The sequence below is a fragment of the Desulfatiferula olefinivorans genome, from assembly GCF_054657895.1.
On record NZ_BAAHXV010000001.1, the window covers coordinates 386,718 to 411,248 of the forward strand.

Sequence of the window (24,531 nt, forward strand, 5' to 3'; positions counted from 1 at the left end):
GCACATGAAAACAATTGGCAATCTCCTTTCGCGGGACCTGAGTCGGAAAATCGAGGAGATCATCCAGGTCGATCAATCCGACGAGCAGTCAGTGTATTCGGAAATCACCGAGTATATTGCCACGGAAAGCATCCGCGATCAGTACGCTGCTCTCCTTAAGGCCGTTGCAGAGGCCCCGTCGGACCCCCATGAAAGCGTCGGCATCTGGGTCTCGGGCTTCTTCGGCTCGGGCAAGAGTTCATTCGCAAAAAATCTCGGGTACGCGCTGGAAAACAGGCAGGTCCAGGGACAAAACTTTGCGACTCTTTTCAAACAGCAGATCCGTGATGAGCAGGTCGGCAATCTGCTCGATCTTATCAATACCCGCTTCCCAACGGAGGTCATCCTCTTTGACATCGCCAAGGAGCAGGACACGCGCCGCGTCACACAGCGCATCGCAGAGTTTATCTATACATGTCTCCTGCGAGAACTTGACTACGCCGAAGACTTCGACATCGCTGAACTCGAGATAGAACTCGAAGCGGAAGGTAAGCTGGAACAGTTCATCGCCAAGTGCAAGCAAATCCATGGGCAGGAGTGGCGAATCGTCCGCAAAGGCGCGCAACGGCTATCTCGGGCAAGCGCCGTCCTCCATGCCCTTAATTCTGTGACCTATCCAGCCGCCGATTCGTGGGCGCATACCCAACGTAGTCGCGATGCCGCCATCAGCGTGAGCAAGGTTGTACTCCGTACCTTCGAACTCTTTGGCCGCAGACGTCCTGGAAAAGCTCTTGTTCTCGTTATCGATGAGGTCGGCCAGCATGTCGCCCGCAGCGGCGACAAGATCGAAGATCTGCGGGCCACCATCGAGGAGTTCGGTAAGGTCGGCAGAAACCTGTTGAAAGCCAGAAAGATACCGGCACCGTGCTGGATCGTCGTGACATCTCAGGAAAAACTCGATGAGGTGGTGGCAGCCATTGATTCGAAGCGCGTTGAATTGGCAAAGCTTCAGGATCGTTTCCGCCATCGTGTCGATCTTGCACCGTCGGACATTCGCGAGGTGGCTACGCGGCGGGTTCTCGCCAAGAAAGATGAGGCCTTGCCAATTCTTCGAAAGCTTTACAGCGGGAGCCAGGGATCGCTGAATGCCGCCCTTCGGCTTGAGCGCAGTTCGCGCCGAACAGCGATCAGTGAAGAGGATTTTATCCAATTTTATCCATACCCACCGCACTACATCGATATCGGCATCAGCATCATGTCGGGAATTCGGCTTCAACCCGGAGCGCCAAGGCATTTTGGAGGAAGCAACCGGACGATTATCAAGCAGGCTTATGAGATGCTTGTTTCCAATCGGACGAATCTCGCCGGGTGTCCGATTGGTACGTTGGTGACGTTGGATCGCGTTTACGAACTTGTTGAGGGTAATCTTTCGAACGAGCGCCGCACCGATATCCACCAAATCAGCGAGCGCTTCAAAGGTGAGCCGGATAAAGAATGGACCCTGCGGGTTGCCAAGGCGATCTGCCTCCTGGAATTTGTCCGCGACCTACCTCGGACGGAGGCGAACATTGCCGCTTTCCTGATCGACAATGTCGGCGACCCGGCACCGGTAGTCCAGGTTGAGGCAGCCATCAAGAGACTCTACGATGCGCAGTTCATCCGCAACACCGAGGATGGATGGAAACTCCAGACCGCCCAAGAAAAGAACTGGGAGACCGAAAAGAAAGCCCTTGATCCCAAACCCCGTGACCGAAACGAAATCGTCCGGAGCGCCCTGCGCTCGACTTTTGGCGAGCCCGCTCTTCGGACCTACCGGCACAAAGAGTTTCGAACCTTCCGTATCGGGATCGGCGTGGACGGTACGACCGTCGGGGATGAAGGCGATATCAAGCTGTCTTTGGCCATGGCCGAGGATGACAGCGAGCTGTCCAACCGGATCAACGAGACGCGGGACGAAAGCCGGCAGAAGACTCACGAAAACGATCTCTACTGGGTCTTCTCCCTTGCACCGGAGATTGACGAACTGGTCGCCCAGCTCTTTGCTTCCAGGAAGATGGTTGAAAAATACGACCAGCTCCGGGCCCAGAGCAAAATTACCCCGGACGAGGCCACCTGTCTTCAGGATGAAAAAAACCTCGTTCTGAATTACGAATCACGGCTCAGGGACAAGATGACAGAAGCGCTGGAACGCGGAGCAGGTATGTTTCGCGGCGTTGCTAAAGACGCTTCCTCGCTCGGCAAGAACCTGGGCGAGATCGTCAAAAAGTTTCTGGAGCAGGTCGTTCCCGAGCTCTATCCCAAATTGCAGATGGGTTCCCGTCCTCTCCATGGAGATGAGCCCGATGTTTTTTTGAAGGCAGCCGATCTCAAGGCGCTCCCTCAAGTGTTCTATGTCGGGGACCGTGGTTTTGGGTTGGTTACTAAGGAGGGCGCTAAATATGTACCGAACCCGAACGCGGACATTGCTAAAGAGGTGCGCGACTACCTCGTCAGTCAGCATGAGTACGGCAACCGGGAAGCCTGCCTCGGCAAAGCGCTCGAGAGCCGATTCAACGGTACGCCCTATGGATGGGAGCGTGACGTGCTCCGGCTGGTCCTGGCTGTGCTTTTCCGCGCCGGCGTCATCGAGGTGTCCTTCGGCGGTCAGAAATTCGACTCGTTTGCCGAGCCGCGAAGCCGGGAGCCCTTCATCAATAACACGAAGTTCAAGTCCGCGATCTATACCCCGATCAAACCGGTCGATCTGAAGACTCTCACCCAGGCGGTACAGAGCTATGAGGGCCTCACCGGAAAGACTGTGGATGTCGAAAAAAACGCCATAGGGGTGGCCGCAAAGCAGTATGCTGAGATGGAGACCAAAGAGGTTATCCCCATCATCGCAGAGGCCAAAGCCCGCTATTTGCCGGTGCTGACCATCGTCGAGGAATACCGGGAAGCCCTGACGAATATCCAGAACGGTTCCGCCGATGACTGTGTGAACCTTCTGGCCGCCGGTGCCGCTTCGCTCAAGGAGGGCCGTGAGCGTATCCGCAAGATCTCCGAATGTCTGAACGAAAAGGGCCTGGCCACCTTGCAGAGAGCGAGCTTGGCCGCCAATGAAATGTCCCGCCTGTTTGAAGCGCGTGGCCAGGACGAAGTAGTCGAAAAGGGCAAAGAGCTTCGCGAGCTGTTGCAGTCCGAGACCTTTTTTGAGTCCATGGCGCAGATCGAGACAAAAGCGCAGGAAATCGTGGCTGCGTATCGCGAACTCTATGAAAGCACACATGCCGGGCGAGCAGTTCAGTATCAGGAGGCGGTCGAGAAGATCAAGGGACGGAAGGAATGGGAGCAGGTGCCTGAGTCCATGAGGGAACCGGTGCTCTCCCCGCTGGTTTCGCGCGGTTGTGCCGAGAAGGATTTCCCCGAAACGAGCCTCGCATGTAACGCATGCCGCGCCGGTGTGAGCCAAATGGAATCGGACATCGAAGCCCTTGGCGGTCTGTTCGCTAAGGTCGTTTCCGAAATCCAGCGTTTAACGACGCCGCCCGAGGTGAAAATCGAACGCGTCCGGGTGTCCGAGTATTTCTCAGGCTCATTTGAATCGGCGGACCAGGTCAAGAAGGCCGTAGCTCGCCTGCAGGACCATCTTCTCAAACTGCTCGATGAGGGCGTGAAAATAGTGGTGGAGTGATTCATGGATCAGACCCTACGAAATAAGCTGCGCGGCGTCGTGACCCAGTGCCGGAAGCTGCTGGAGGACTCCACATCCCAGGCTCTCCAAGGGCGCTTCGGCATCTACGCGGGTCGCAAGAAGGGCGAGGTGCAGATTGAGGACGAGGCCCGCATGTCGCACCTCACCGAGGAGGACCGCGCCTGTCGCCAGGACCTGCTTGACCATCTGGACCACATCCGAGCCATTGGCTACAAGCCGAGCGAGTCGCTGGAGCAGCTTGTCCGCGAGATCAGTTTCACACACCTCAACCGGCTTTGTGCCTATAAGATGATGGAGTCCAGGGGCCTTATCCGCGAGGCTGTGAGCCGCGGGCTCAAGTCCCAAGGTTTCTTCTTCTACCTCGCCGACCATCCGGAAGACGAAAAGCTCCATAACGGAGGCGGGCAGGAGACGGCATACCGCAACTTCCTCGACTGGCTGGGCGGAACGCTTTCACAGGAAATCGGCGTCCTCTTCAACCCTAATGACCCGGCGAACCGCATCTACCCGCCACAACGGGTACTGGACGAAGTGTTGGCCCTGATCAACGATGGTGATCTGAAGGACATCTGGTCTCAGGACGAGACCATCGGTTGGGTTTACCAGTATTTCACGCCGAAAGAGTTGCGCGACAAAGCCCGCAAGGAAAGTCAGGCTCCGCGCAATTCCTATGAGCTGGCCTTCCGCAATCAGTTTTTCACCCCTCGGTATGTGGTGGAGTTCTTAACCGATAACACTCTCGGCCGTATCTGGTACGAGATGCGCAAGGGCAAGACCATCCTTAAAGACCGCTGTAAATATCTGGTGCGGCGTCCCATGGAGATATTCCTGAAGGATGGTGAGCAGCCTCCGGCGGAGTCGAAAGAGGCGCGCGAAGACCTTTCTCAGGAAGAACGGCTGAAGCAGCCGGTTTACATTCCTCACCGGCCCAAGAAAGACCCGCGTGAACTAATGGCTCTTGACCCGGCCTGCGGCTCCGGCCACTTCTTGCTGTACTGCTTTGATCTGCTTCAGAGCATCTATGAGGAAGCCTACGACGATCCAGACCTGAGCGCGGCGCTCAGGAAAGACTACCCGGCGATTGAAGATCTCCGACGTGCTGTGCCCGGACTGATCCTCAAGCACAACCTGCACGGTATCGACATCGACCTGCGTGCCACCCAGATCGCGGCTCTGGCCCTGTGGCTGCGCTGTCAGCGGGCCTATCGGGAAATGGGATTGAAAAACGGGGAGCGCCCGAAGATCACCCGCTCCAACATCGTCTGCGCAGAGCCGATGCCGGGCGAAACAGACCTGTTGAAGGAATTCACCGCCACCCTACAGCCCAAGGTGCTGGGCCAACTCGTCGAGGCAATCTTCGAGAAGATGAAACTCGCCGGCGAAGCGGGAAGCCTGCTCAAAATTGAGGAAGAGATTCGAGATGTGGCAGGTAAGGCGAAATTCGAATTCATTCAGTGGAAGAAACACCAAGACAAAGCTAAGTGGTCGCTATTTCCAGAGTTGGTTAAGCGAGACCAACCTTCCCTTTTTGACTTTGCTGACATGACTGATGAGGTCTTCTTTGATCGTGCAGAGGATGAGATCGTCGCAGCACTGCGTCAATATGCAGAGAAGGCTGCAAACGGTAAGGCTTTCCGGAAGCGATTATTTGCTGAGGATGCGGCGCAAGGATTCTCCTTTGTTGATGTCTGCCGCAAGAAATATGACGTAGTGCTAATGAATCCGCCGTTCGGACAACCAACAACTGAGGTTTTTAAGTCAATACGGAAGACATTCCAAGGTGCACACAATGACATATACTGCTCATTCGTCAGATGGGCTCTTAGTGCTTTGACGGGAGGTCGTGTTGGAATTATTACATCACGATCTTTTCTTCTTGCACCTCGATTAGTTGATTTTCGAGTTAATGACGTTCTTCCACACCTTGAACTCCTTCTCGATTTTGGATTGGGAGTCATGGATGAGGCTTACGTCGAAAGTGCTGCCTACGTTTTGAGCGGTATAGGTAGTGTCGAATTCCAAACCTTTGATTTGCGTAGAAACGCCCCTGAGCATCAGCAGACTGTAGAAAGTGGACTAAACGATCATCCGCGCTATTGCTCGCGAACAGAGTGGTTCCGCCGTCTGCCAAAATCAAAAATCCTGTACTCAGCGCCTTCTTCAGTTCGACGTATGTTAGATAGCGAAATTTTCTTCGAGCCAAATGCGGGAACTGCCCGTGAAGGAATGAAATCTTTCAATAACGAGAGATTTCTTCGACTTTGGTGGGAAGTGTCCCCATCGTCGATTGGCAGAGATCGGCATTGGGTGCGTTTAGCAAAAGGGGGAGGCTTTGCGTTTTATTACTCTGATATTCACCTGCTACTCAATTGGTCGAATGACGGGTCTGAGCTTCAGGCAGTAAACCAATCGATCAATGGCTCAACTGCCCAAGTAAGACAGGCATCCGATTATTGGTATCTACCAGGTGCGACCTACTCGAAAAGGAGTGCAAAAGGATTCAGCGCGCGAGCCCTTCCCGCAGATTGCATTTTTACAAGCAATGGTCCCGCTGTGCTGCCCTACGGAAAGTGGACGCCAGCATTCATACTTGGGTGGCTCAACAGCAAACCGGTTCGGGCCATTATCCACATGCAAGCGAATTTCGCCGATTACTCAACAGGAGCTATAAAGAATATTCCCTGGCTGAGTCAAGTAACTAAAGAAAAAAAGGAAGAGCTTGAAAGAGCCACTATAAGTATTGTCGGACGACTTCGTCTCACAAAGTCGTTCATAGAAACGTCACCATACTTTCAGTTCATATCCGGAGGCCAGGATTGCATTAAGGACACGCCGGCACTCATTCAGGATCAGGTGCAGTCCGTTATGGCGCAATGGGATGCCGAGATAGCACGAGCCTACGGCTTTGAGGCTTTAGAATGGGCCGACGAGGCCCTAAATGAAGAGGCGGAATCTGATAGTAACAATCAGGATGAAGAAGACAGCGAGGAAGATCAGGATGCTGAATTAGCATCAGAGTACAGACCCTTGTTAGCTTATTCAATTGGCTGCATACTAGGCCGCTGGGACATCCGTTTTGCCATAGGCGAGCGGCAACCTCCTGAACTCCCCGATCCGTTCGAATCCCTCCCTGTCTGTCCGCCAGGCATGCTCCAAGGTCCGGACGGGTTGCCCGCCAAACCCGAAAACGTGTCCTCTGGTTACTCAATCCGCATCGATTGGGACGGCATCCTGGTGGATGACCTTGGGCATGAGGATGACATCATCCGTCGCGTTCAAGACGTGCTGGAAGTGATCTGGAAGGACCGCGCCGAGGTCATCGAACGGGAGGCCTGCGAAATCTTGGGTGTGCGGGAACTGCGCGAATACTTCCGTAAGCCCGGCAACGCCGGCTTCTGGATGGACCACGTCAAACGCTACTCCAAGAGCCGTCGAAAGGCTCCGATCTACTGGTACCTGCGCTCGGCCAGGGGCAACTATGGACTCTGGCTTTACTATCACCGCCTGGACAAGGACATCCTCTTCAAGGCGCTGCTCAACTACGTGGAGCCAAAGATACGCTTGGAGGAGGACCGCCTCAAGACCCTGCGGGTCCGAAAAGAAACTGCCGGAAGTTCCGGTCGCGAAGCCAAGCAGATCGAAAAAGACATTGACCGCCAGGAGCAGTTGGTCTCCGAGTTGCACGACTTTGCGGACAAGCTCCGCAGGGCCGCAAACCACCATCTGGTGCCCGATCTCAATGACGGCGTGGTTCTCACCATCGCCCCTTTATGGGAACTCGTGCCCTGGAAGGAAGCCAAGGCGTATTGGGAAGACCTGGTCGAGGGCAAGTATGAATGGTCGAGCATCGGCAAGCAAATGCGTGAGAAGGGACTGGTTAAAATTTAGGAGGGTTACATGTCATTCCAAACACCCATTACTATTAAAGAATCTGTAGATAACATTCACGCAAAGAGGTACCTTCTTCCGGCAATCCAACGTGAAGTCGTGTGGGGAATAGATCAAATTACGCGTTTGTTCGATTCTCTTATGCGGGATTATCCCATCGGTTCGTTTCTATTCTGGCATGTAGAAAAGAAAAACACCAACAGATACCAATTCTATGAGTTTGTCCGCGAATATCACGAAAAGGATAGCCCCCACAATCCGAAGGCAAATGTGAGCGGCGAGGATGATATTACCGGCATCCTTGATGGACAGCAACGTCTTACGTCATTATATATAGGACTCCGTGGGTCGTATGCATACAGAGAGCCAAGAAAACGCTGGAATAATCCACAGGCATTTCCCAAACGACGCCTTTATCTGAATTTGCTTTCCCCTAATAAGAATGGTGACGAGACTGACTTAATTTATGATTTCGCGTTTCTAACCGACGAGAACTCCCAGATAAGGGTTGAAGATATTTTTTGGTTTAAAGTTGGCGATATTTTGAACCTTAAAGAACAGTGGGAAGTGAACGACTATCTTATCAGCAAGGGATTAACACAGGGGCCACAGGAACAAGCCAGGTTTGCTAACAGAACACTGTTTAAACTGTGGTCAGTGATCCACGAGACCAAAGTAATCAACTATTTTCTGGAAAGAGACGAAAGCCTTGATAAGGTACTGAATATTTTCATTCGTGTAAATAGCGGCGGGACTATTCTAAGCTATTCTGATTTGTTGCTATCAATTGCTACAGCTCAATGGCAGAACCGAGATGCCCGGGAAGTGATCATGCCATTCGTTGATGAGCTTAACGCTATGGGCGACGGTTTCAATTTTAATAAGGACCTGGTATTGAAAAGTAGCCTCCTTCTATCGGACATTAAGGATTTTACTTTCAAAGTCGACAATTTTAACAAGAGCAATATGCTTAAGATTGAGCAGGAGTGGGATACGATAGAAAAAGCTCTTCGTGGTGCGGTCACGTTGGTATCGGCGTTCGGATATAGTCGCGATACTCTTACCGCAAATTATACCGTTATTCCAATAGCTTACTATCTCAAGAGCAAATGTCTTCCAAAAAATTTCGATCTATCAGCCCAGTACTCCGAGGATCGCAAAGCGATACAAAGGTGGTTGGTTCTTGCTTTGGTCAAGAGAGTATTCGGCGGTGTTCCAGATTCGGTGTTACGTCCGATGCGGGAGGTTCTGAGCAATCCATCGAATGTGTTCCCACTAGTCCAAATAATCGATAAATTCAAAGGGACAAACAAATCGTTGGTTATTACTGAAGATGATGTAGAAAACATGCTTTCCTATCGATATGGGCAAGCATATACCTTTTCTACTTTAGCACTGCTTTATCCTTCGTTTGATTTCCGAAACAGGTTCCATATAGACCATATCCATCCACGAAGCCACTTCACCAGGGCTAAATTGCGAAACAAAGGAATACCAGAAGTTGATATCGAATTCTATGTGGAAAGTGTCGATGCACTTCCGAATTTGCAGCTCCTCGAAGGTATTCCTAATCAGGAGAAAAGTGACACTGATTTTGATGTATGGCTTGCAGATAAATACGATTCTCAAAGAGAAAAGACTGACTATATGAATAGGCATCTAATACCTGAAACGAATCATTCCTTATCAAGCTTCAGATCTTTTTTCGAGGAGCGTGAGAAAAAAATTAAAGATGAACTATGCAGTGTTCTTGGCATTACTTTTGGAAAATAAAATGAACTATCCCGGAATCGTAACAGAACATCTCATCGGCCTGATTTCCAAGCAGGTCAACGATAACGGTCTCGTGGTCTGGTACGATCCGGACTGCACGTATGCCAGCGCTATGGCTGCGTTGAACCTGCCGGACACCACAGTTCTCCGCTATATGGGCAGTTTTGTCCAGTTGCGTTGGGAAATTGACCAAAAGAATCTCATGGAAGGCGAAGGGGCCCCGCGCTTAGTGGTTTATGTCCCGACAGCCCAGGACCAAACCCATCATGCCCTCATCGAGCTGGAAGCTGCGGGCGTGATCATGCAACCCGGCCAGCAGCCCCCGGCGCGCAACACCCGGCTGGCCGTCGTGGCGCGTAATGCCCTTAAAGGGGTTCTGGGCGAAGACACCGCCGCCCATGTGGAAAAGCAGACCGAGGCCGGGAAACTGACTTTGGCCGATCTTGACACCCTGGCCGACAAAGGCGGCGAGATTTCCAAGGGAGTGATCGCCCTCATTTTCGGCACAGGCAATCCGCAAGAGGTCGCCCTCTCTTTCCTCGACAATGATCGGCTCGACGAGAGCATTACCAAGAAAGACGCCAAGGGTGAACTTGGGGAACTTCTACGGCATGACTTCGGCTTCGACGCCCCTGATGGCTCGGAACTGGAGGACCTCCGCCGACGCCTGGCCCGGCATGTTCTGATGACCGATTTCATTACGGGCCTCGGTGAAGTCATTCCACACGAGCTGTCCTCGGTTCCGGTCGCCTCAACGCCGACTGCTGCTGCTGCATGTTCGGCTGTGGCCTGTGCGTGGCGGTTGCGCCGTGATCGGCGAGAAAGCTATGTGGAGGCCGCCTGCAGGGTGGAACAGGAGTTCAACCTGGCCGCTTTGACGTTTGAACCTGATGGGATGGTCAAGGTTGAAACCTTCCCGGCTATCGAAAGGGCGCTCTTGAGGCATGCTGAAAACCGGCTGCTCGAGCAATCGGACGGCGATATATTAACCCTGGCAGAGTCCCGTTTGTCGCGTTTCTGGTGCGATGCGGAACCAAAACTCCAGGCTCGATGGGCGCTCGTCGCTTCCGCTGCCGAGGTGCTGTTGGAGGCAGATCGCGTCGAGAAGGCCCTGAAAAAAGCCCCTGCGTCGGCCACCGGAATGATCAAGGAGTATGCAGAGGGTGCGGACCCGTGGTGTCTGCTGGACACCCATCACCGTCACATGGAAAGCCGTTGGTATAATTTCGAGCCGTATGGCGACGACCACGACAGTATAGAGAAACTCGTAATCCGGGCCAGACGACGTTACGCGGCTGTAGGCTCCGAAATGGCCCGGCAATTCCTGATGCAACTGCATAAAAACGCTCCGGACAAGAGCGTTGCGCGCCAGCGCGAGGTTTTCGAGAACCACGTCAAGCCGTTCCTCGCCGATAAGAAGACCGCCTACGTGTGGGTGGATGCGCTTCGGTATGAAATGGGACGGGAGCTTGCCCGCTTGCTCAGAGAAGACTTCGAGGTTGACTTCCATCCAGCCCTCGCGGCCGTACCCACCGTGACCGAGATCGGCATGGCAGCCCTGCTGCCGGGCGCTCATGGCGATGCGAAGGTGGTGACGGCAGGCAGCGGCAAGCTGGCGTTGGAGATCAACAAGACTGTCATCAAGGATCGCAAGGACCGAGTGGGGCTTCTGAAGAAGCATGCCGGCGTGGGGGTCTATGACGCCAAGTTGGACAATCTCCTTCCCAAACCCTCCAAGAAGGTTCGCGAGGGCATCGAAAACGCGCAGTTGATCCTTGTGACATCCCAGGAGATTGATGAGCTCTGCGAGCAGGACAACATCACCCAGGCGCGCAGGCAAATGGACGGGGTTCTGAACGACCTCCGGCGAGGCGTTCGAGTGCTCTTTGACATGGGCATCAAGCGAATCATTCTGGCGGCTGACCATGGCCACCTCTTTGCCGATGAACTGAGCGAAGACATGAAAGTGGACGCACCGGGCGGCGAGACCGCTGATCTCCATCGCCGGGTTTGGATCGGGCATGGGGGCAATGCGGACGATGCGTTCCTTCGTGTGCCTCTCAAAGAGCTTGGCATGGAGAGCGAATTCGACTTGGCGACGCCGTGGACCTTCGCCTGCTTCAAGTGCAAGGGGGGTGCGAAGGCATATTTCCATGGCGGACTTTCCCCACAGGAATTGCTGGTGCCGGTCATGATCCTCAGGCCGTCATCCAGGCCATCCGCTGGTCCGCCGGTAGGTATCTCCTGGACGCTCGTGCCTGGGAGTGAGAAGCTCACAACTCGGTTCTTTTCAGTTCAAATCACGGGTTTCAACTCGGGATTGTTTGACATCGCGCCGCCAAAAGTCCGTTTCGAACTTCGCGCCAAAGGAAAAATCGTGTCGCGGGCGGTCAGTGCTTCCTATGGGTTCGAGGAAGCTACGGGCGATGTGGCGCTTCGCAATGAGGAAGCCAATTCTAAGAAGATAGCCCCCAACACGGTCACCCTGATGATCACCGAGGAGCTGGATCAGAAGAGTGTCGGATTGTACTTGCTTGATGCTGCGACTGGAACTGAATTGGCGCGGCTGGAGAAGATCGAAGTGATCATCGCAATGTAAGGGAAAAACGATGCCAGAACTTGATCGCAAAGCAACAAAAGTTTTCGCCGGGAAGGTGGTTCGAAAGGACCTTGTCCGAAAGGTGAAGGTCGGGGTGAACGTACCGGTCTTTGTCCTTGAGTATCTTCTCGGCAAATACTGCGCCACAGATGACACAGCCGCCATCGAGGCGGGCCTCCGTGTCGTGAACACGACGATCAGCTCCAACTTCGTGCGACCCGATGAAGCCAATAAGGCGCAGTCGTTGGTCAAGGACAAGGGAAAACACACGCTCATCGACAAAGTGAAGGTCCGTTATCTATCGGACGATGACAAATATTGGGCAGAATTGCTGAATTTCGGCCACAAGTTTGTCCATGTGCCAGAGCACTTTTTGCGCGAATACGACCGTCTGCTAATGGGCGGAATCTGGGCACAGATCGACATCCGCCATCAATACGACGAGGATGCCAAGGGCAAGCGGAGCCCCTTCTGGATTGACAGTTTGAAACCCATTCAGATCGCCACGTTCGATCTGGCGGAGTTCCAGAACTGCCGGCGTGAGTTCTCGGCGGACGAGTGGCTCGACCTTCTCCTGCGAACCATAGGACTCGAGCCGCAGAATTTCGACCGCCGGCTCAAGATGCTGTTTCTTGCCCGGATGATCCCGCTCTGCGAACACAATTATAACCTCGTGGAGCTGGGGCCTCGAGGCACAGGCAAGAGTTACGCCTATCAGGAGCTTTCGCCATACACCATCCTTTTAACCGGCCCCACGACCGTCGCAAATCTCTTTTACAACATGGCCAGCGGAAAGATGGGCCTGGTGGGCATCTGGGACTCCATCGCCTTCGATGAGGTGGCCGATCTCCAGAAGATGCCGAAAGAGGTGGTCACGACACTCAAGACCTATTGCGAATCCGGCATGTTTGCCCGAGGGAAAGACGCTCTTACCGGTATGGCCTCCATAGCGATGTTCGGCAACACCAACCAGGCCGTCGAAGTGATGGTACGTTCTTCCCATCTCTTCATGCCCATGCCGGATGTGATCCGAGAGGACATGGCCTTCCTTGACCGACTCCATTTCTACATCCCCGGCTGGGAGATTCCGAAGATGCGGGTCGAGTATTTTACCGACCATTACGGGTTCGTGGTTGATTACCTTGCGGAGGCGCTCCGTGAGCTCCGAAGACACAACTTCACTGAAGCGATAGACCGGCATTTCTCGCTTGGTTCTCATCTTAATGCCCGAGACGTGAAAGCGGTCCGGAAGACGGTCTCAGGCCTGATCAAGCTCATTTATCCCCATGGTGAAATGACCCGCGACGAGCTTGCAGAGATTACGGAGCTGGCCATCGAGGGCCGGCGGCGGGTCAAGGAGCAGCTCAAGAAGCTGGGTTCCTTCGAGTACCATCAAACATCCTTTTCATACGTCGACAACGACACGCGCGAGGAAAGATTCGTGGGGGTCCCGGAACAAGGGGGTCGCGACATGATCGCTTCCGACCCGCTCGCACCTGGGTCAGTATACACCGCCTCCGTGGATGATCAGGGTAAGGTCGGCCTCTACCGCCTTGAGGTCGGCTGCTCTCCAGGAACCGGGAAACTCAAGATAGCCGGAGGCATCGACGGAACAATGCGTGAATCAATCCAGCGGGCTTATGCCTACCTGGCAGCGCAGAAGGTCAAGATAGGGATTTCACAGCAGGTAGATACGACGGACTTCCATGTGGAAGGCATAGACCTGCTCAGCAATCACGTGCCTTGTGAAGCCGGTGTCGCGCTCATCGTGGCAGTGTACTCCGCCATCAAGAAACAGTCGGTTTTAGCGGGGCTTGTGATACTCGGAGATCTGAGCATCCAGGGCAATATCAAGTCCCTTCGATCTCTGGTGGAGCCTCTCCAGGTCAGCATGGATAACGGGGCGCGTCGCGCGCTGGTTCCACTGGAGAACAAACGCAATTTCCTTGAGGTTTCTGGAGACATCGTTGAACGGGTCGATCCCATCTTTTTCTCGGACCCAATGACAGCGGCGATGAAAGCACTGGGGATGACGTAAATGTGTTCGGACTCAAACGAGGAATGAAACAGCCAGATTATGACTAACGAGGAAATAGCCAGATTTTTCAATAAAGCGAAGCCCCATATTCAGAGCAATCCGAACTTGGGCGATCCACAGGTCAGAGGATGGTTCGCACGCGTCAGCACTTCAGGGTTAATACCGGGTATTGGATTCTGCCGAAAGCGTCTTTTGAATCTGACAGCCGGAAAAAGAGGCCTTTTCGCTCAAGTGGCGGGCGTGTCTGGATGTGCTATTGTATAGAATTTCAGGGAGATAATCCATGCACAAAATGACATTGTTTCCGTTGGGAAACGCCGACTGCTGTCGCATTGATTTGGAGTGCGGCAAAAAAATCCTTTTTGACTTTGCGGACACACGGGCCCCAGAGGATGAGAACGACTTGCGGTGCGATCTCATCAAGGAGCTCAGGGAAGATCTCGAGGCATGCAATCGCGACTACTTTGATGTTGTGGCATTTAGCCACCTCGACAAAGACCATTTCAGTGGTGCAACGGAATTCTTTTTCTTGGAGCATGCTAGAAAATATCAGGGCGATGAAAGGATTAAAATGAATACCATGTGGGTGCCCGCTGCACTCATTACCGAGCAAGCTCCTGATGATGGCGAGGCTCGTATCCTCCAGAAAGAGGCGCGTCACCGCTTTCGAGAAGGGAAAGGTATCCGTGTTTTTTCGCGTCCGGAACGTTTAAGGCGGTGGTGCGCGGAAAACGGTATCAAACTCGACGACCGACTTGGAATGATCACTGATGCGGGACAACTTGTTCCAACCTTCTCGCTTTCCACAGATAAAGTCGAGTTTTTTGTACACTCGCCATTTGCTATGCGTCAAGACGAAAACACTGTCGAGGACCGGAATGAAGATTCCCTTGTGATGCAAGCCACCTTCGAGATCGATGAGGTCCAGACGAAGGCCCTGTTTTTAGCCGATTCAATTCACGAGATATTGTCAGACATGGTGAATATTACAAGAAGCAAGGGCAACGACCATCGTCTTGAATGGGATATTGCCAAACTTCCACACCATTGTAGTTATCTGTCAATCGGCCCTGAAAAAGGCAAGAGCAAGACCAAGGCTGTTGAGCAGGTCGATTGGTTGTACAAAGAGCAAGGACAAGATGGGGCCATAGCGGTTTCAACGAGCAAGCCGATTCCCAAGGCCGGCACAGACGAGGATAAGGATGATCAACCGCCGCACCGCCAAGCAGCTGAGTATTATAAGGATGTTGCTGCTGACCTCAACGGACAGTTCGTAGTGACCATGGAACACCCTACGCCTAATGCCCCTAAGCCCTTGGTGATCGAGATCGGAAGAGCGAAAGGAACACTTAAAAAGAGTGTCCTTGGTGCAGCCTATATAGCCACTTCACAGCGCGCTCCAAGGGCAGGTGAAGCGAATGGAAGTTGACTTTTACGAGGCTGAAGGCGAAGTCGTAAGTCTCGATCAGCTTGAGATCGCGAAGGCTTGTGACCTCGCGTTTATGCTGGATGCGGGTGAAATTCCGTTTGCCAGCCTCGTAGAATGCCGTAAAATAGGCGCCCTCGAGAGGGTCGTTTTCGAGGTGGAGGTTGAGGTACCACAGTTATGCCGCCACCCAGTCCGACCGCGCGAACGAATTGCCGCAACTTTTCATAAAGAGGATACTATTTGGCCGATTGTTCACGCCCTGCGCAAGGATTTTCCACAAGTTCCCCATCTAAACCTGCACATTGAAGAATTCCCGCGAAATCTTTGCATCTACGCCGAACGATATGAAGAAATCAAACGTCGTTGGACATCTCCGCGATTTGTTCATCGAATTCGGGACTGGCTGGCACTCACCGCGAAAGGAGAGCTCCATCAGGAGGATCAACCCTTAGAGCAAGTCTTAATGGACTACGCTGGATATCTTGTGCTTCCAGACAGGCTCTTAGAAGAAACCGATGACGCCCAACCGCTTTTTGTGGTTAACATTCATCCGGTTGAGAAAGAGAAGGTCTTCTTAATTGCCCAGCAACAGCAACCACGGGATGGAGTTTTGAATATCGTTGCCAGCATACACCGATGTCCTCCTCAGACGCATGGTGTAATTCATAGGAAACCCACTACATTAGCCGAGCTATCTGCCTTGGTCGATAGTGCAGGCCTTGATGTTCTTGCTGAACTAAGGGGGCGTCTCAAAAACTGGCAAAATCATAAAAAGGCTCTCCTTGACTCACATATCCTTCTCGTTATCCAGTTTCCAAAAAGAAGAAATGACGATGGGGAGGTTGAAGCCGTCGATACATGGGCTTTCTTTTTGGGAGATGCGGCAGGAAATAGAGAACATGCTGGCGATCTACGAATACGTGATCTTGGTATCAGGATCGGGCTCTGGGCCATACAAGATAAAGAGGTTGGCCTTCTCCTTAGTCCGGACATGTCGAAACGCGGTGAGGATGTCGGTCTCGATGTGCTCAATGTATCTTTTCAGCTTACCCGATCAACGGCTGCCAGCCTCAACGGCGTCAGTACGATTGACGATGTTCGAATTGTCGCGATTGGAGCCGGGGCCCTTGGTTCACAGGCACTAATGAATCTCGCTCGCGGCGGATTCGGAGCCTGGACCATCGTTGATCACGACCGGCTAATGCCTCACAATATCGCTCGACATTTTCTGATTGGTCATTTTGTCGGATGGAAAAAAGCCGAGGCCATGGCATTGCTCGCGAACTCGATTGCCGGTGATACAGACCTTTTCACTGCATTATCGGTGGATGTGCTGGCACCCGGCGAACGGAATACAGATATCGTAAAAGCCTTCCAAAACGCAGAAGTGATTTTAGATATGTCCACGTCAATCGCTGTTGCGAGAAAAATAGCCCATAACATTGAAAGCGATGCACGGCGCATGTCCCTTTTTCTGACACCATCGGGACGCGCCCTTGTCTTGCTTGCTGAGGACAAAGGCAGAACGATGCCACTGGATGCCCTTGAGATGCAATACTATAGGGTTGTAGCCAATAACAATAAGCTGGAGAAACATTTCCAAACATCGGGAAATAGAAGTCGCTATGGCCAATCCTGCCGAGACATCACCAGTACGCTTCCACAGAACCTCGTAGCGCTGCATGCTGCCATTGGAGCACAGGCGATTAGAAATTCGATTGGTGATCACAGCGCCACCGTGGCTATCTGGCAAGAAGAAGATGGGGGTGGAAAAGTTGACCGGATTGATATTGAATTAGCCCCCGTGATTCATCATCGTACACAAAGCTGGACTGTAATCACCGATGAAGGCCTTTTACAGAAGCTTGGCACGTTCCGTAAAGTCAGACTCCCGAACGAGACAGGCGGCGTTCTTCTCGGTTCCTTCGACTTGGATAGAAAAATTCTCTACATCGTTGACGCTTTGCCATCGCCATCCGATAGCGAGGAGTGGCCAACGCTTTATATTCGTGGGCGTAAGGGGCTGAGGCAGGCAGTAAACGATTTAGAGGAAAAGACCCACGGAATGCTTGAGTATATCGGCGAGTGGCATTCCCACCCTCCAGGTGTTCGTGCAGCAGCTAGTTGTGACGATCTAAAGGTTTTCGCTTGGCTGACAGAGTTGATGCAAACTGATGGCTTACCAGGGTTGATGATGATCGTAGGCGACCCTGGTCGGACAAGCTGCTATGTCGGAGAAATCATGAAAGAAGAGAATCTTTTGCCAGGGGCGTTCAGTCATGAATAAGTCGTGGCTTAATTATTTCAACCTTAGCGACCATTATGAAAGAAAGGCCCGGTTTCTTCCCGCAGTCCTTTCTCTTTTTCCGTTGCTACCTGTGGCCATTACGGTTGGCGTGCCTCTACTTGAATGGGGAAAAGTGCTCATTGCTGGCGTAGGACTTGGAGCGGTTGTGGCGGTTGCTCTTTCGCATGTTGCGTCAGCATTCGGCAACCGTTTGCAGGACAAATTGTGGCCAGATTGGCCCCATGATGCTCCAACAAACCGGTGGCTCCATCCTGATGAAAATTCGGTCTCTATACAACAGAAGCAGCGCTGGTACCAAGCCATTATGAGTCTAGTTCAAATCGACATTCAAAAGGCCGTGGCTGCTGGAGATGCTGATGAGCTCAAGGCGACAATTAATGACGCTGTTAAGGCGCTACGGAGTAAAATGTGGAAAACTTCGGAAGCGGAGCGTGTGCAACTTCACAACGTCGATTATGGCTTCGCTCGTAACATTGCCGGTCTCCGGCCAGTCTGGATGACTTTCGCTTTAATCAGCCTTGTGGGCTGTTGGTACGCATATATCTGGGAAACTGGTGCCATTTTATGGGCACTCGTTTCCACGACCATTGCCCTCGGAGCACTGGCAATGGCCATTTTGCTTCCGGCTTATGTACGCAAGAGGGCTCACTATTACGCGGAGAGTTTTTTTGGTGCTGTTGCCGCCTTGGGTGCCTCAGGTCCGCAGACGCCAAAAAAGCTAAATGAGTAGGTAGGTTACGAGACATCAACGCAATGAGGCGACAATGCCAGTAGTGCATTTCATGAACGTTGGTGACGGTGACTGCTCGATTATCCAGCATGGAAGCGGTCGCACAACTGTTGTAGACATATGCAATGGTGGAAGCGCCACACATAAAGCTTTTTTGGAAGCGTTTGGCAGACACATCGGCATCGCCAAGACAGGTTCCGGGAACTATGGCATGCGGAAATATGCAACGGAGCCAATTTCCTATATGAAAAGGATTGGCATTTCAAAGGTATTCCGATTCATCTTGACGCACCCTGACATGGACCACATGGATGGCTTTAAGGAATTGTGCGATGAAATCGGCATTCTCAATTTCTGGGATTCTGGCGTTCGTAAGGCCAAGCCTGACTTTTCTGGGGGGAGTTACAACGAAGATGATTGGGACCATTACGTCACGGTACGTGATGGTAAATGCAGCGGCGTAACGGTCGTTACCCCCAAGGCTGGAAGCCGCCTTCAATATGCTAACCGTGGTGAGCCGGATGACCGGGGGGACTGTCTTGATATCGTTGCGCCAGATTCTGAGCTGGTGTCCGCGGCAAATGGCGCTGGAGATCCGAATGACGCTTCATATGTTCTTGTATATCGAACGTGTGGTGGAAAAATAATATTCCCAGGAGATGCACACGATAACACCTGGGAATATGTATTAGACAACCACTCAAACTTAGTCGAAAACTGCGCTGTCCTGATCGCTCCACATCACGGTCGTGATTCGGACCGCTCTTTTGAATTTCTGGACGTCCTCAATCCTAAGTTGACACTATTTGGGTGTGCTAACTCTGAGCATCTTGCTTACGACGATTGGAACAGCCGCGATTTAATCCATATAACGAATAACCAAGCGGGTAACATACTCTTGAATGGCACAAACGCGGGTATCGAGGTATACGTCGAAAATTTAAATTATGCACAAAATTACAGCGGCTTTGACAATACAAAAACCCTTTACGGGTGTTTTTACATTGGCTTAGTTTCTAAGGAATGAAGAGCGCACTCAGTACGTCAGGCAGCGGCTGTGCAAACTCGTTGAGGCAGGAGAAGAAGGCTGATGGTTGGCCCAATGGGAGGCTCAGAGAAATTAGCCTGGGTCAGGTCGAATCGTGGCTATACAGCCCCGTATCCGGCTCATGCGATCCTTTGATGAGCGGTCACACAGCTACTTGGGGTATGTGTTTCGTATCGACGGGATTTTCGGCGTGGAGGTCGGCGAGTCCCTGATTGCAATCGGTGAAAGGGCGCACGAGAAGCACCGGTTTCAAGCCGGTATGGAAATAAAGGGGCAATCGGTTCCGGTCGATGATCCTCGCAAAGAAACAGCGGCGCTTTACAAAACCAGCGGGCTCAAGGTCGTCAAAGATGCCGAGGGTGAACCCCCGGCAGGTCCGCCGTTTCTCGGCGTTCCTCCGGACCTGGAAACCTACCGCAGCCGCGGACACCGTCGTCTGGACACCCGGAGCCATGACGCCAAATGCACGATCTGCATATGGGGATGCCGGATGCCGGTGGAAATGATCATCGACCAATGGAATCCGTCCAAGAAGCAGTACCGGTTCGAAACCTTCTGCTACGGCCCGAAAAGCTGCCCTTTTTACCTGCCCGGGCCCGCACGGAAAGTTCCGGGTCGAAAGGGTATGTCCTACACTGAGGAGGATTGGGTCGACGAAGATGCCACTGCCCACAGAGGGCCGGATGAATGAGGATGAGAACGCCCGATGGTCAAAAAATCCGGCCAAGCGGCAATTGGGTAATGCCGAATGAAATGGGTAACGAATTGGGTAACAAGTCGGCCCGAGGAAAGAGGTTGATTTTTGCGACAGGTTTGCGACACAGTTTGCGACAAACTTACGGCTCGACTTGCGACACCCCCTTTGGTAAGGTGAGTGGGAAAATGGGGTTGTCGAAATTTCCGCCCTGCCGGGGGCCACATGCTCTTTGATAGCTCATTGAATCACAACGGTTTTCGGTTAACAGCCGGAGAACGAGAACGGTTATGAAAAGGGTTACACTCGGGGAGCCAAAAACCGACAAGGCCGCTTTCATCATCATGGAAGCGGCCTTTTTTATTGAATCACGACAATCAACATTGATGATCCCGTAAAAAGCATTGCAAGGCCCACTATGGCCCAATATCCGAAAGAAAGTGTGTTATTCGGTTTGATGCAAAATTGAACCGTTAGTCTATAAAATCAGTATTACAATTCGTGTTTTTCTTTGACGCTTAATTGGAAATCGGACGTTTTACGAAGCCGTCAGCCTTGGTTTTTAAGGACAGGTCCGGGGTCTTAAAAAAAAATGAACCTTTTTGCCTTTTCCGGTAACCCACTGGCAAATGACATACCCCAAGTGCTACCAACCCTAATCCAAGGAGAGACGTATGAAACGCATGAACTGTTCGATGAGAGTGGCTGTGTGGATCGTTTTCACGGTCTTTTTGACGGCAGCGGCCGGGTTTGCGGCATCGGGCCCCACCCTCGGGACGGGTGCCGCGAAAACCGCTCCGGCCATGGGCGCCGGCGCCATGGTGACGAAGGACACCGTTTCTTCGGCGATGCTCCGGGTGACCTCGTTTCGAAAATATGAAGACACCACCGGAATGATGATGGCCCCCGGTCCCATGGCGGGCGGGGCCGGCGCGTCCCAGGCCAGTGTGGATCTCGGGGAAGACATCGAGCTTTACTGGAGCATCGCCTTTAAAAACGTGGGGGAGCCCACGGTGTCGATCAACGGGGAGAGGGTGACCGGCGAGCGCCGCACCTCAAGTGACGGATCGTTCTGGATGGCCGGACGGAAACGCGTGCGCCCGGCCGACACGACGAATTATGTGCTGTCGGCGAGCGCGCCCGAACAAAAGGGCGGGGCCCGGTCCATCCAGGCCCGCGAAACCCTCCGGGTGATTGTGAAAAAGCCCGTGCTCACCCTGTTGCAGCCCACGGTCAACCAAGAGACCCTGGCCGTCACCTTCAAACTGAAAAACACCGGGGACACGGATTTCCGTGCCACGCCCATCCAGGTGGGCTACGAGATCGAAGGCGGCTCCCTGGCCCGGGGAACCGTGACGACCCCACCGATGGAAATCCGGAAGAACCAGATCGTCGACCTTTACACCGTGACCCTCCCCGACCGGGCCCGGGCCTTCAGGACCGACAGCATCAGAATGCGGGTCAATGCGGGCGCGTCATACCGGCAGCCCCTCAGGGCCGCCACCGCCGATTTCACCCATGCCTGGGAGCCGGGGACCTTCCGGATCAACGGCCTGATTCTTGACATTCTCAGCGTTGCCACCAACTGCGAGATCCTGGTCGACAACTGGAACGAACATCACGGTTCCGGACGAGCCATCACGCCGCCCCTTCAGGAGAACGCCTCCCATGTCACTATCGATATCCTGGGCAACAGCATGAACCAGGTGTTCAGCATGCCGCATCTCCAGGTGTCGAGCCCGAAAAAAGCATTGAAATACAGGATTTACCTCCGGAACATCCAGGCCGCCCATCGGGGGGAACGGGGCCTTTTCTCCATTGAAAACGGGAAACTCAAGATTTCCATGACCTTTCCGAACACCGATGCGCGGGAAATCAAGATCGGGCGAATCGGCAACCTTGGCGACCTCGCCGGCAAATGGATCGATGACGATGCCCCGGACGTGGACGTAAGCCGGTTCACCCTCGATGTGCTGCTCACCCCCGGCATTCAGGGCGGAAAGCTGACCTACACCCATGTGGACGTGAGAATCACCGGTCTTACCGCCAGTTTCCCCGGGGGCTGGTCCTGGCTGAATCCGGCGTTCCAGGATTATGCCACCCGGGTGATCCGAAGAAACCTTGACTCATCCCTCACGAATATACTAAACAGCGGAAGTATCAAAAACGCCATTATCGACGGCATCAACCGCGGCATCACGAGCGCCGGGGTATCGATAACCCGCATCACACGCATTCAGGGCTCGGGTGATACCATCACCGTAAACTATCTCTAAACCGGAGGTCCGGAAACCGGAAACGGGTGTCCGGCGGGCGGAGTCTTACGGCCGTCCCCTTCCCGGGGCATGAATCTGCCCGGGGAAGGGGGGCGACGGGCACGGCCGGCTCCGGACCGTCGGGGGTAAAAACCATGGACAGAACGAACGGGTCGGTTTTTCTTGTCATTGTCTGGTGGATCGTTGCCGCCCTCTGGGCCGGGGGGACGGCGCCTTCCGCCTTCGCCGAAGGCATCGCGCTGGTTTCACCGGCGGAGCATACGGACGTCATCGCGAAAAAACCGGTCATCCGGTGTCGGGTGGATGTGCCCTTCGATTTTGAAACCCTTGTGGTGATTCTGGACGCAAACGATCTCACCGGCCTTGCGATCCCCACGGCCACGGGGTTTGAGGTCAGCCCCATCCATGTCCTTGCCCCGGGCGGTCACACCCTGTCGGTGTCTTTGGTGACGCGCACGGGCGAAACCCTGGACCGGAGTTTCGATTTCTCAAGCCGTCATTCAACATGGTTCAGGGAGGCCGTGTCGAATGATGACCTGACGATGATGTACGAGGGGGTCCTCACCAAGGACAACCAGCCCTATATCCCGTATTCCAAAGTCGAAGGGAACCTCGCCCATCGATCCTCCTTCGCATCGGAGACGTGGGCCTTTTCACTTACGGCAAACGCCCGGCATCTGGACCAGAGCCTTCATGTGGATCCGCCCCTCGACAAAGGGGTGGACCTTGTCGATTACCTGTTCAGGGCCCACTACCGGCAAAACGCCTTGAGCGCCCTGTTCGAAAGCGGCCATGTCACCATTGACCAGAGCCCGAACACCCTGTCGGGCTTTGTCCGGGAAGGCAACCGTGTTCAGGCGGACTACAAGGGCTTCGGCCTCAGCGCGTTTATGGTGACCGGCCGGGAACAATACGGGTTCAACGGTGATCTGTACCGACATACCGGCACCGATCACCGGATCATGGGGGTGACCGGCTCGGCCAGGCTGTTTTCCGAGGCCCTCACCGTGAAAACCCATTACGTCAGCGGCACCGAGCCCGGCGAGGCCTTCGGGTTCTGGTCCGATGGCGGCGACAAGAAAGGGAACGTTCTTGGCGTCTCGGCCGCCTCGTCCCTGTTCGACGGGAAACTTTCGATGGACGCCGAATTTGACCTGTCCGACTACGACGGCGACCAGAGCGATGAATTCTCGTCCGAACGGGACAAGGCCTATCGGTTCAAGGTGGGGAGCTTTTTCGATGCATACAGCATAGACGCGGAATACGGCTACATGGGGCCGGACTATGCGGTGATCGGCAACGCCTTCATGCCCGGCGACCGGGAAAGTGTCTCCCTGCGGGCCGGAGCCCGGTACGCCGCCCACGACATCACCGTTTCGGCCTCGCAATCCCGCGACAACGTGGAAAAAGACGCCCTTTTTCCGCAATGCCGTTTCCATCAGTATGCCCTGGATTACGGATTCACGGGGTATCCGTCCCTGCCGATGCGTCTCTCCTACGGTAAGAATCTCGTTAAAAGCTCCCGTGAGCCCGCCTTCACGCCGCCCACCGACATGGACAGCGACACCGTGTCCGGTCAGATGACCTACATGACGGGACCGTGGACCCTCGGCCTCCAGACCGGGTATTCCCTGCAGGACGACAGGACGGAGGCAAACAGCGACACCCGGTCTCTGTCCGTGTCCCTGTCCCCCGCGTTCTCGGCGCCCCGGTTTTCCGTAAGTCCCTGCTTTGGCATCACGCGATCAGACTACCGCGTGACCGACGTGGCCACGGACACCTATTCGGCGAATCTGGATATCCGGACCGAGTTGATCGAACGGACGCTGTCCCTGGACCTGTCCGGATGCTTCAACCGGGTAAGGGCCGACGACCGGTCCTCGGACATGGACACCCTGAGCGCCGACACCCGTCTGACCGTCCTGATCTGCGACGCGTTCTGGCGACTGGTCAGCCCCACGGTGGCCCTCGTGGGCCGCTACGAAGAAAACCGGGACCGCGTCTACGACACCCGGGAGACCCGGTCGTCGGTCATGATCGTTCTGACAAACGCCCTTGCGCTTTCATATTAGGAGGCC

The 24,531-nt window shown here is 53.8% G+C and carries 12 protein-coding genes; all 12 read left to right on the forward strand.

The genetic code is table 11. The features are described from left to right. Nucleotides 1-4: 4 nt before the first annotated feature. The 12 genes from brxC to ACYQ11_RS01675 all read left to right on the forward strand — a co-directional run bounded on the left by brxC (nt 5) and on the right by ACYQ11_RS01675 (nt 24,525). The gene (brxC, locus tag ACYQ11_RS01620) at nt 5-3,649 is read left to right on the forward strand and encodes a BREX system P-loop protein BrxC (protein ID WP_459921982.1); all 3,645 of its coding nucleotides are present in this window, start codon (nt 5-7) and stop codon (nt 3,647-3,649) included. A 3-nt stretch (nt 3,650-3,652) separates the two neighbouring features. Next, nucleotides 3,653-7,558, forward strand: coding sequence for a BREX-1 system adenine-specific DNA-methyltransferase PglX (gene pglX, locus ACYQ11_RS01625; RefSeq protein ID WP_459921983.1), 3,906 nt, complete (start codon nt 3,653-3,655; stop codon nt 7,556-7,558). 9 nt (nt 7,559-7,567) lie between these two features. Beyond that, the gene (locus tag ACYQ11_RS01630) at nt 7,568-9,331 is read left to right on the forward strand and encodes a DUF262 domain-containing protein (protein ID WP_459921984.1); all 1,764 of its coding nucleotides are present in this window, start codon (nt 7,568-7,570) and stop codon (nt 9,329-9,331) included. Further along, the gene (locus ACYQ11_RS01635; protein WP_459921985.1) at nt 9,291-11,930 is read left to right on the forward strand and encodes a PglZ domain-containing protein; all 2,640 of its coding nucleotides are present in this window, start codon (nt 9,291-9,293) and stop codon (nt 11,928-11,930) included. The genes ACYQ11_RS01630 and ACYQ11_RS01635 overlap by 41 nt, the downstream gene beginning before the upstream one ends. Before the next feature lie 10 nt (nt 11,931-11,940). After that, nucleotides 11,941-13,968 carry a protease Lon-related BREX system protein BrxL gene (gene brxL, locus ACYQ11_RS01640; RefSeq protein ID WP_459921986.1) on the forward strand — a complete coding sequence of 676 codons (2,028 nt, stop codon included), beginning with the start codon at nt 11,941-11,943 and terminating at the stop codon, nt 13,966-13,968. Between the two features lie 283 nt (nt 13,969-14,251). Next, on the forward strand, nt 14,252-15,397 hold the full coding sequence (gene mblB / locus ACYQ11_RS01645) for an anti-phage 6A-MBL system MBL-fold protein (RefSeq protein WP_459921987.1): 1,146 nt from the start codon (nt 14,252-14,254) through the stop codon (nt 15,395-15,397). After that, nucleotides 15,387-17,684 carry an anti-phage 6A-MBL system cap2_3 protein gene (cap2-3, locus tag ACYQ11_RS01650; protein ID WP_459921988.1) on the forward strand — a complete coding sequence of 766 codons (2,298 nt, stop codon included), beginning with the start codon at nt 15,387-15,389 and terminating at the stop codon, nt 17,682-17,684. The genes mblB and cap2-3 overlap by 11 nt, the downstream gene beginning before the upstream one ends. Next, nucleotides 17,677-18,435 (forward strand): hypothetical protein, encoded by a 759-nt coding sequence (locus ACYQ11_RS01655; RefSeq protein ID WP_459921989.1) that lies wholly within the window; start codon nt 17,677-17,679, stop codon nt 18,433-18,435. Before cap2-3 ends, ACYQ11_RS01655 begins: the two co-directional genes overlap by 8 nt. Before the next feature lie 34 nt (nt 18,436-18,469). Next, a complete protein-coding gene (locus ACYQ11_RS01660; RefSeq protein WP_459921990.1) occupies nt 18,470-19,462 on the forward strand; it encodes a ComEC/Rec2 family competence protein in 993 nt (330 codons plus the stop codon). 115 nt (nt 19,463-19,577) lie between these two features. Continuing rightward, nucleotides 19,578-20,174 carry a hypothetical protein gene (locus ACYQ11_RS01665; protein ID WP_459921991.1) on the forward strand — a complete coding sequence of 199 codons (597 nt, stop codon included), beginning with the start codon at nt 19,578-19,580 and terminating at the stop codon, nt 20,172-20,174. A 677-nt stretch (nt 20,175-20,851) separates the two neighbouring features. Beyond that, nucleotides 20,852-22,453: a hypothetical protein gene (locus tag ACYQ11_RS01670; protein WP_459921992.1), complete on the forward strand. Its 1,602-nt coding sequence runs from the start codon at nt 20,852-20,854 to the stop codon at nt 22,451-22,453. 134 nt (nt 22,454-22,587) lie between these two features. Then, nucleotides 22,588-24,525 (forward strand): hypothetical protein, encoded by a 1,938-nt coding sequence (locus ACYQ11_RS01675; protein ID WP_459921993.1) that lies wholly within the window; start codon nt 22,588-22,590, stop codon nt 24,523-24,525. Nucleotides 24,526-24,531: the final 6 nt, after the last annotated feature.

Excerpts from the sequence above, each read along its gene's own strand:
- brxC (WP_459921982.1), top strand. The coding sequence starts at position 5 with ATGAAAACAATTGGCAATCTCCTTTCGCGGGACCTGAGTCGGAAAATC.
- pglX (WP_459921983.1), top strand. The coding sequence starts at position 3,653 with ATGGATCAGACCCTACGAAATAAGCTGCGCGGCGTCGTGACCCAGTGC.
- ACYQ11_RS01630 (WP_459921984.1), top strand. The coding sequence starts at position 7,568 with ATGTCATTCCAAACACCCATTACTATTAAAGAATCTGTAGATAACATT.
- ACYQ11_RS01635 (WP_459921985.1), top strand. The coding sequence starts at position 9,291 with ATGAACTATGCAGTGTTCTTGGCATTACTTTTGGAAAATAAAATGAAC.
- brxL (WP_459921986.1), top strand. The coding sequence starts at position 11,941 with ATGCCAGAACTTGATCGCAAAGCAACAAAAGTTTTCGCCGGGAAGGTG.
- mblB (WP_459921987.1), top strand. The coding sequence starts at position 14,252 with ATGCACAAAATGACATTGTTTCCGTTGGGAAACGCCGACTGCTGTCGC.
- cap2-3 (WP_459921988.1), top strand. The coding sequence starts at position 15,387 with ATGGAAGTTGACTTTTACGAGGCTGAAGGCGAAGTCGTAAGTCTCGAT.
- ACYQ11_RS01655 (WP_459921989.1), top strand. The coding sequence starts at position 17,677 with ATGAATAAGTCGTGGCTTAATTATTTCAACCTTAGCGACCATTATGAA.
- ACYQ11_RS01660 (WP_459921990.1), top strand. The coding sequence starts at position 18,470 with ATGCCAGTAGTGCATTTCATGAACGTTGGTGACGGTGACTGCTCGATT.
- ACYQ11_RS01670 (WP_459921992.1), top strand. The coding sequence starts at position 20,852 with ATGAAACGCATGAACTGTTCGATGAGAGTGGCTGTGTGGATCGTTTTC.
- ACYQ11_RS01675 (WP_459921993.1), top strand. The coding sequence starts at position 22,588 with ATGGACAGAACGAACGGGTCGGTTTTTCTTGTCATTGTCTGGTGGATC.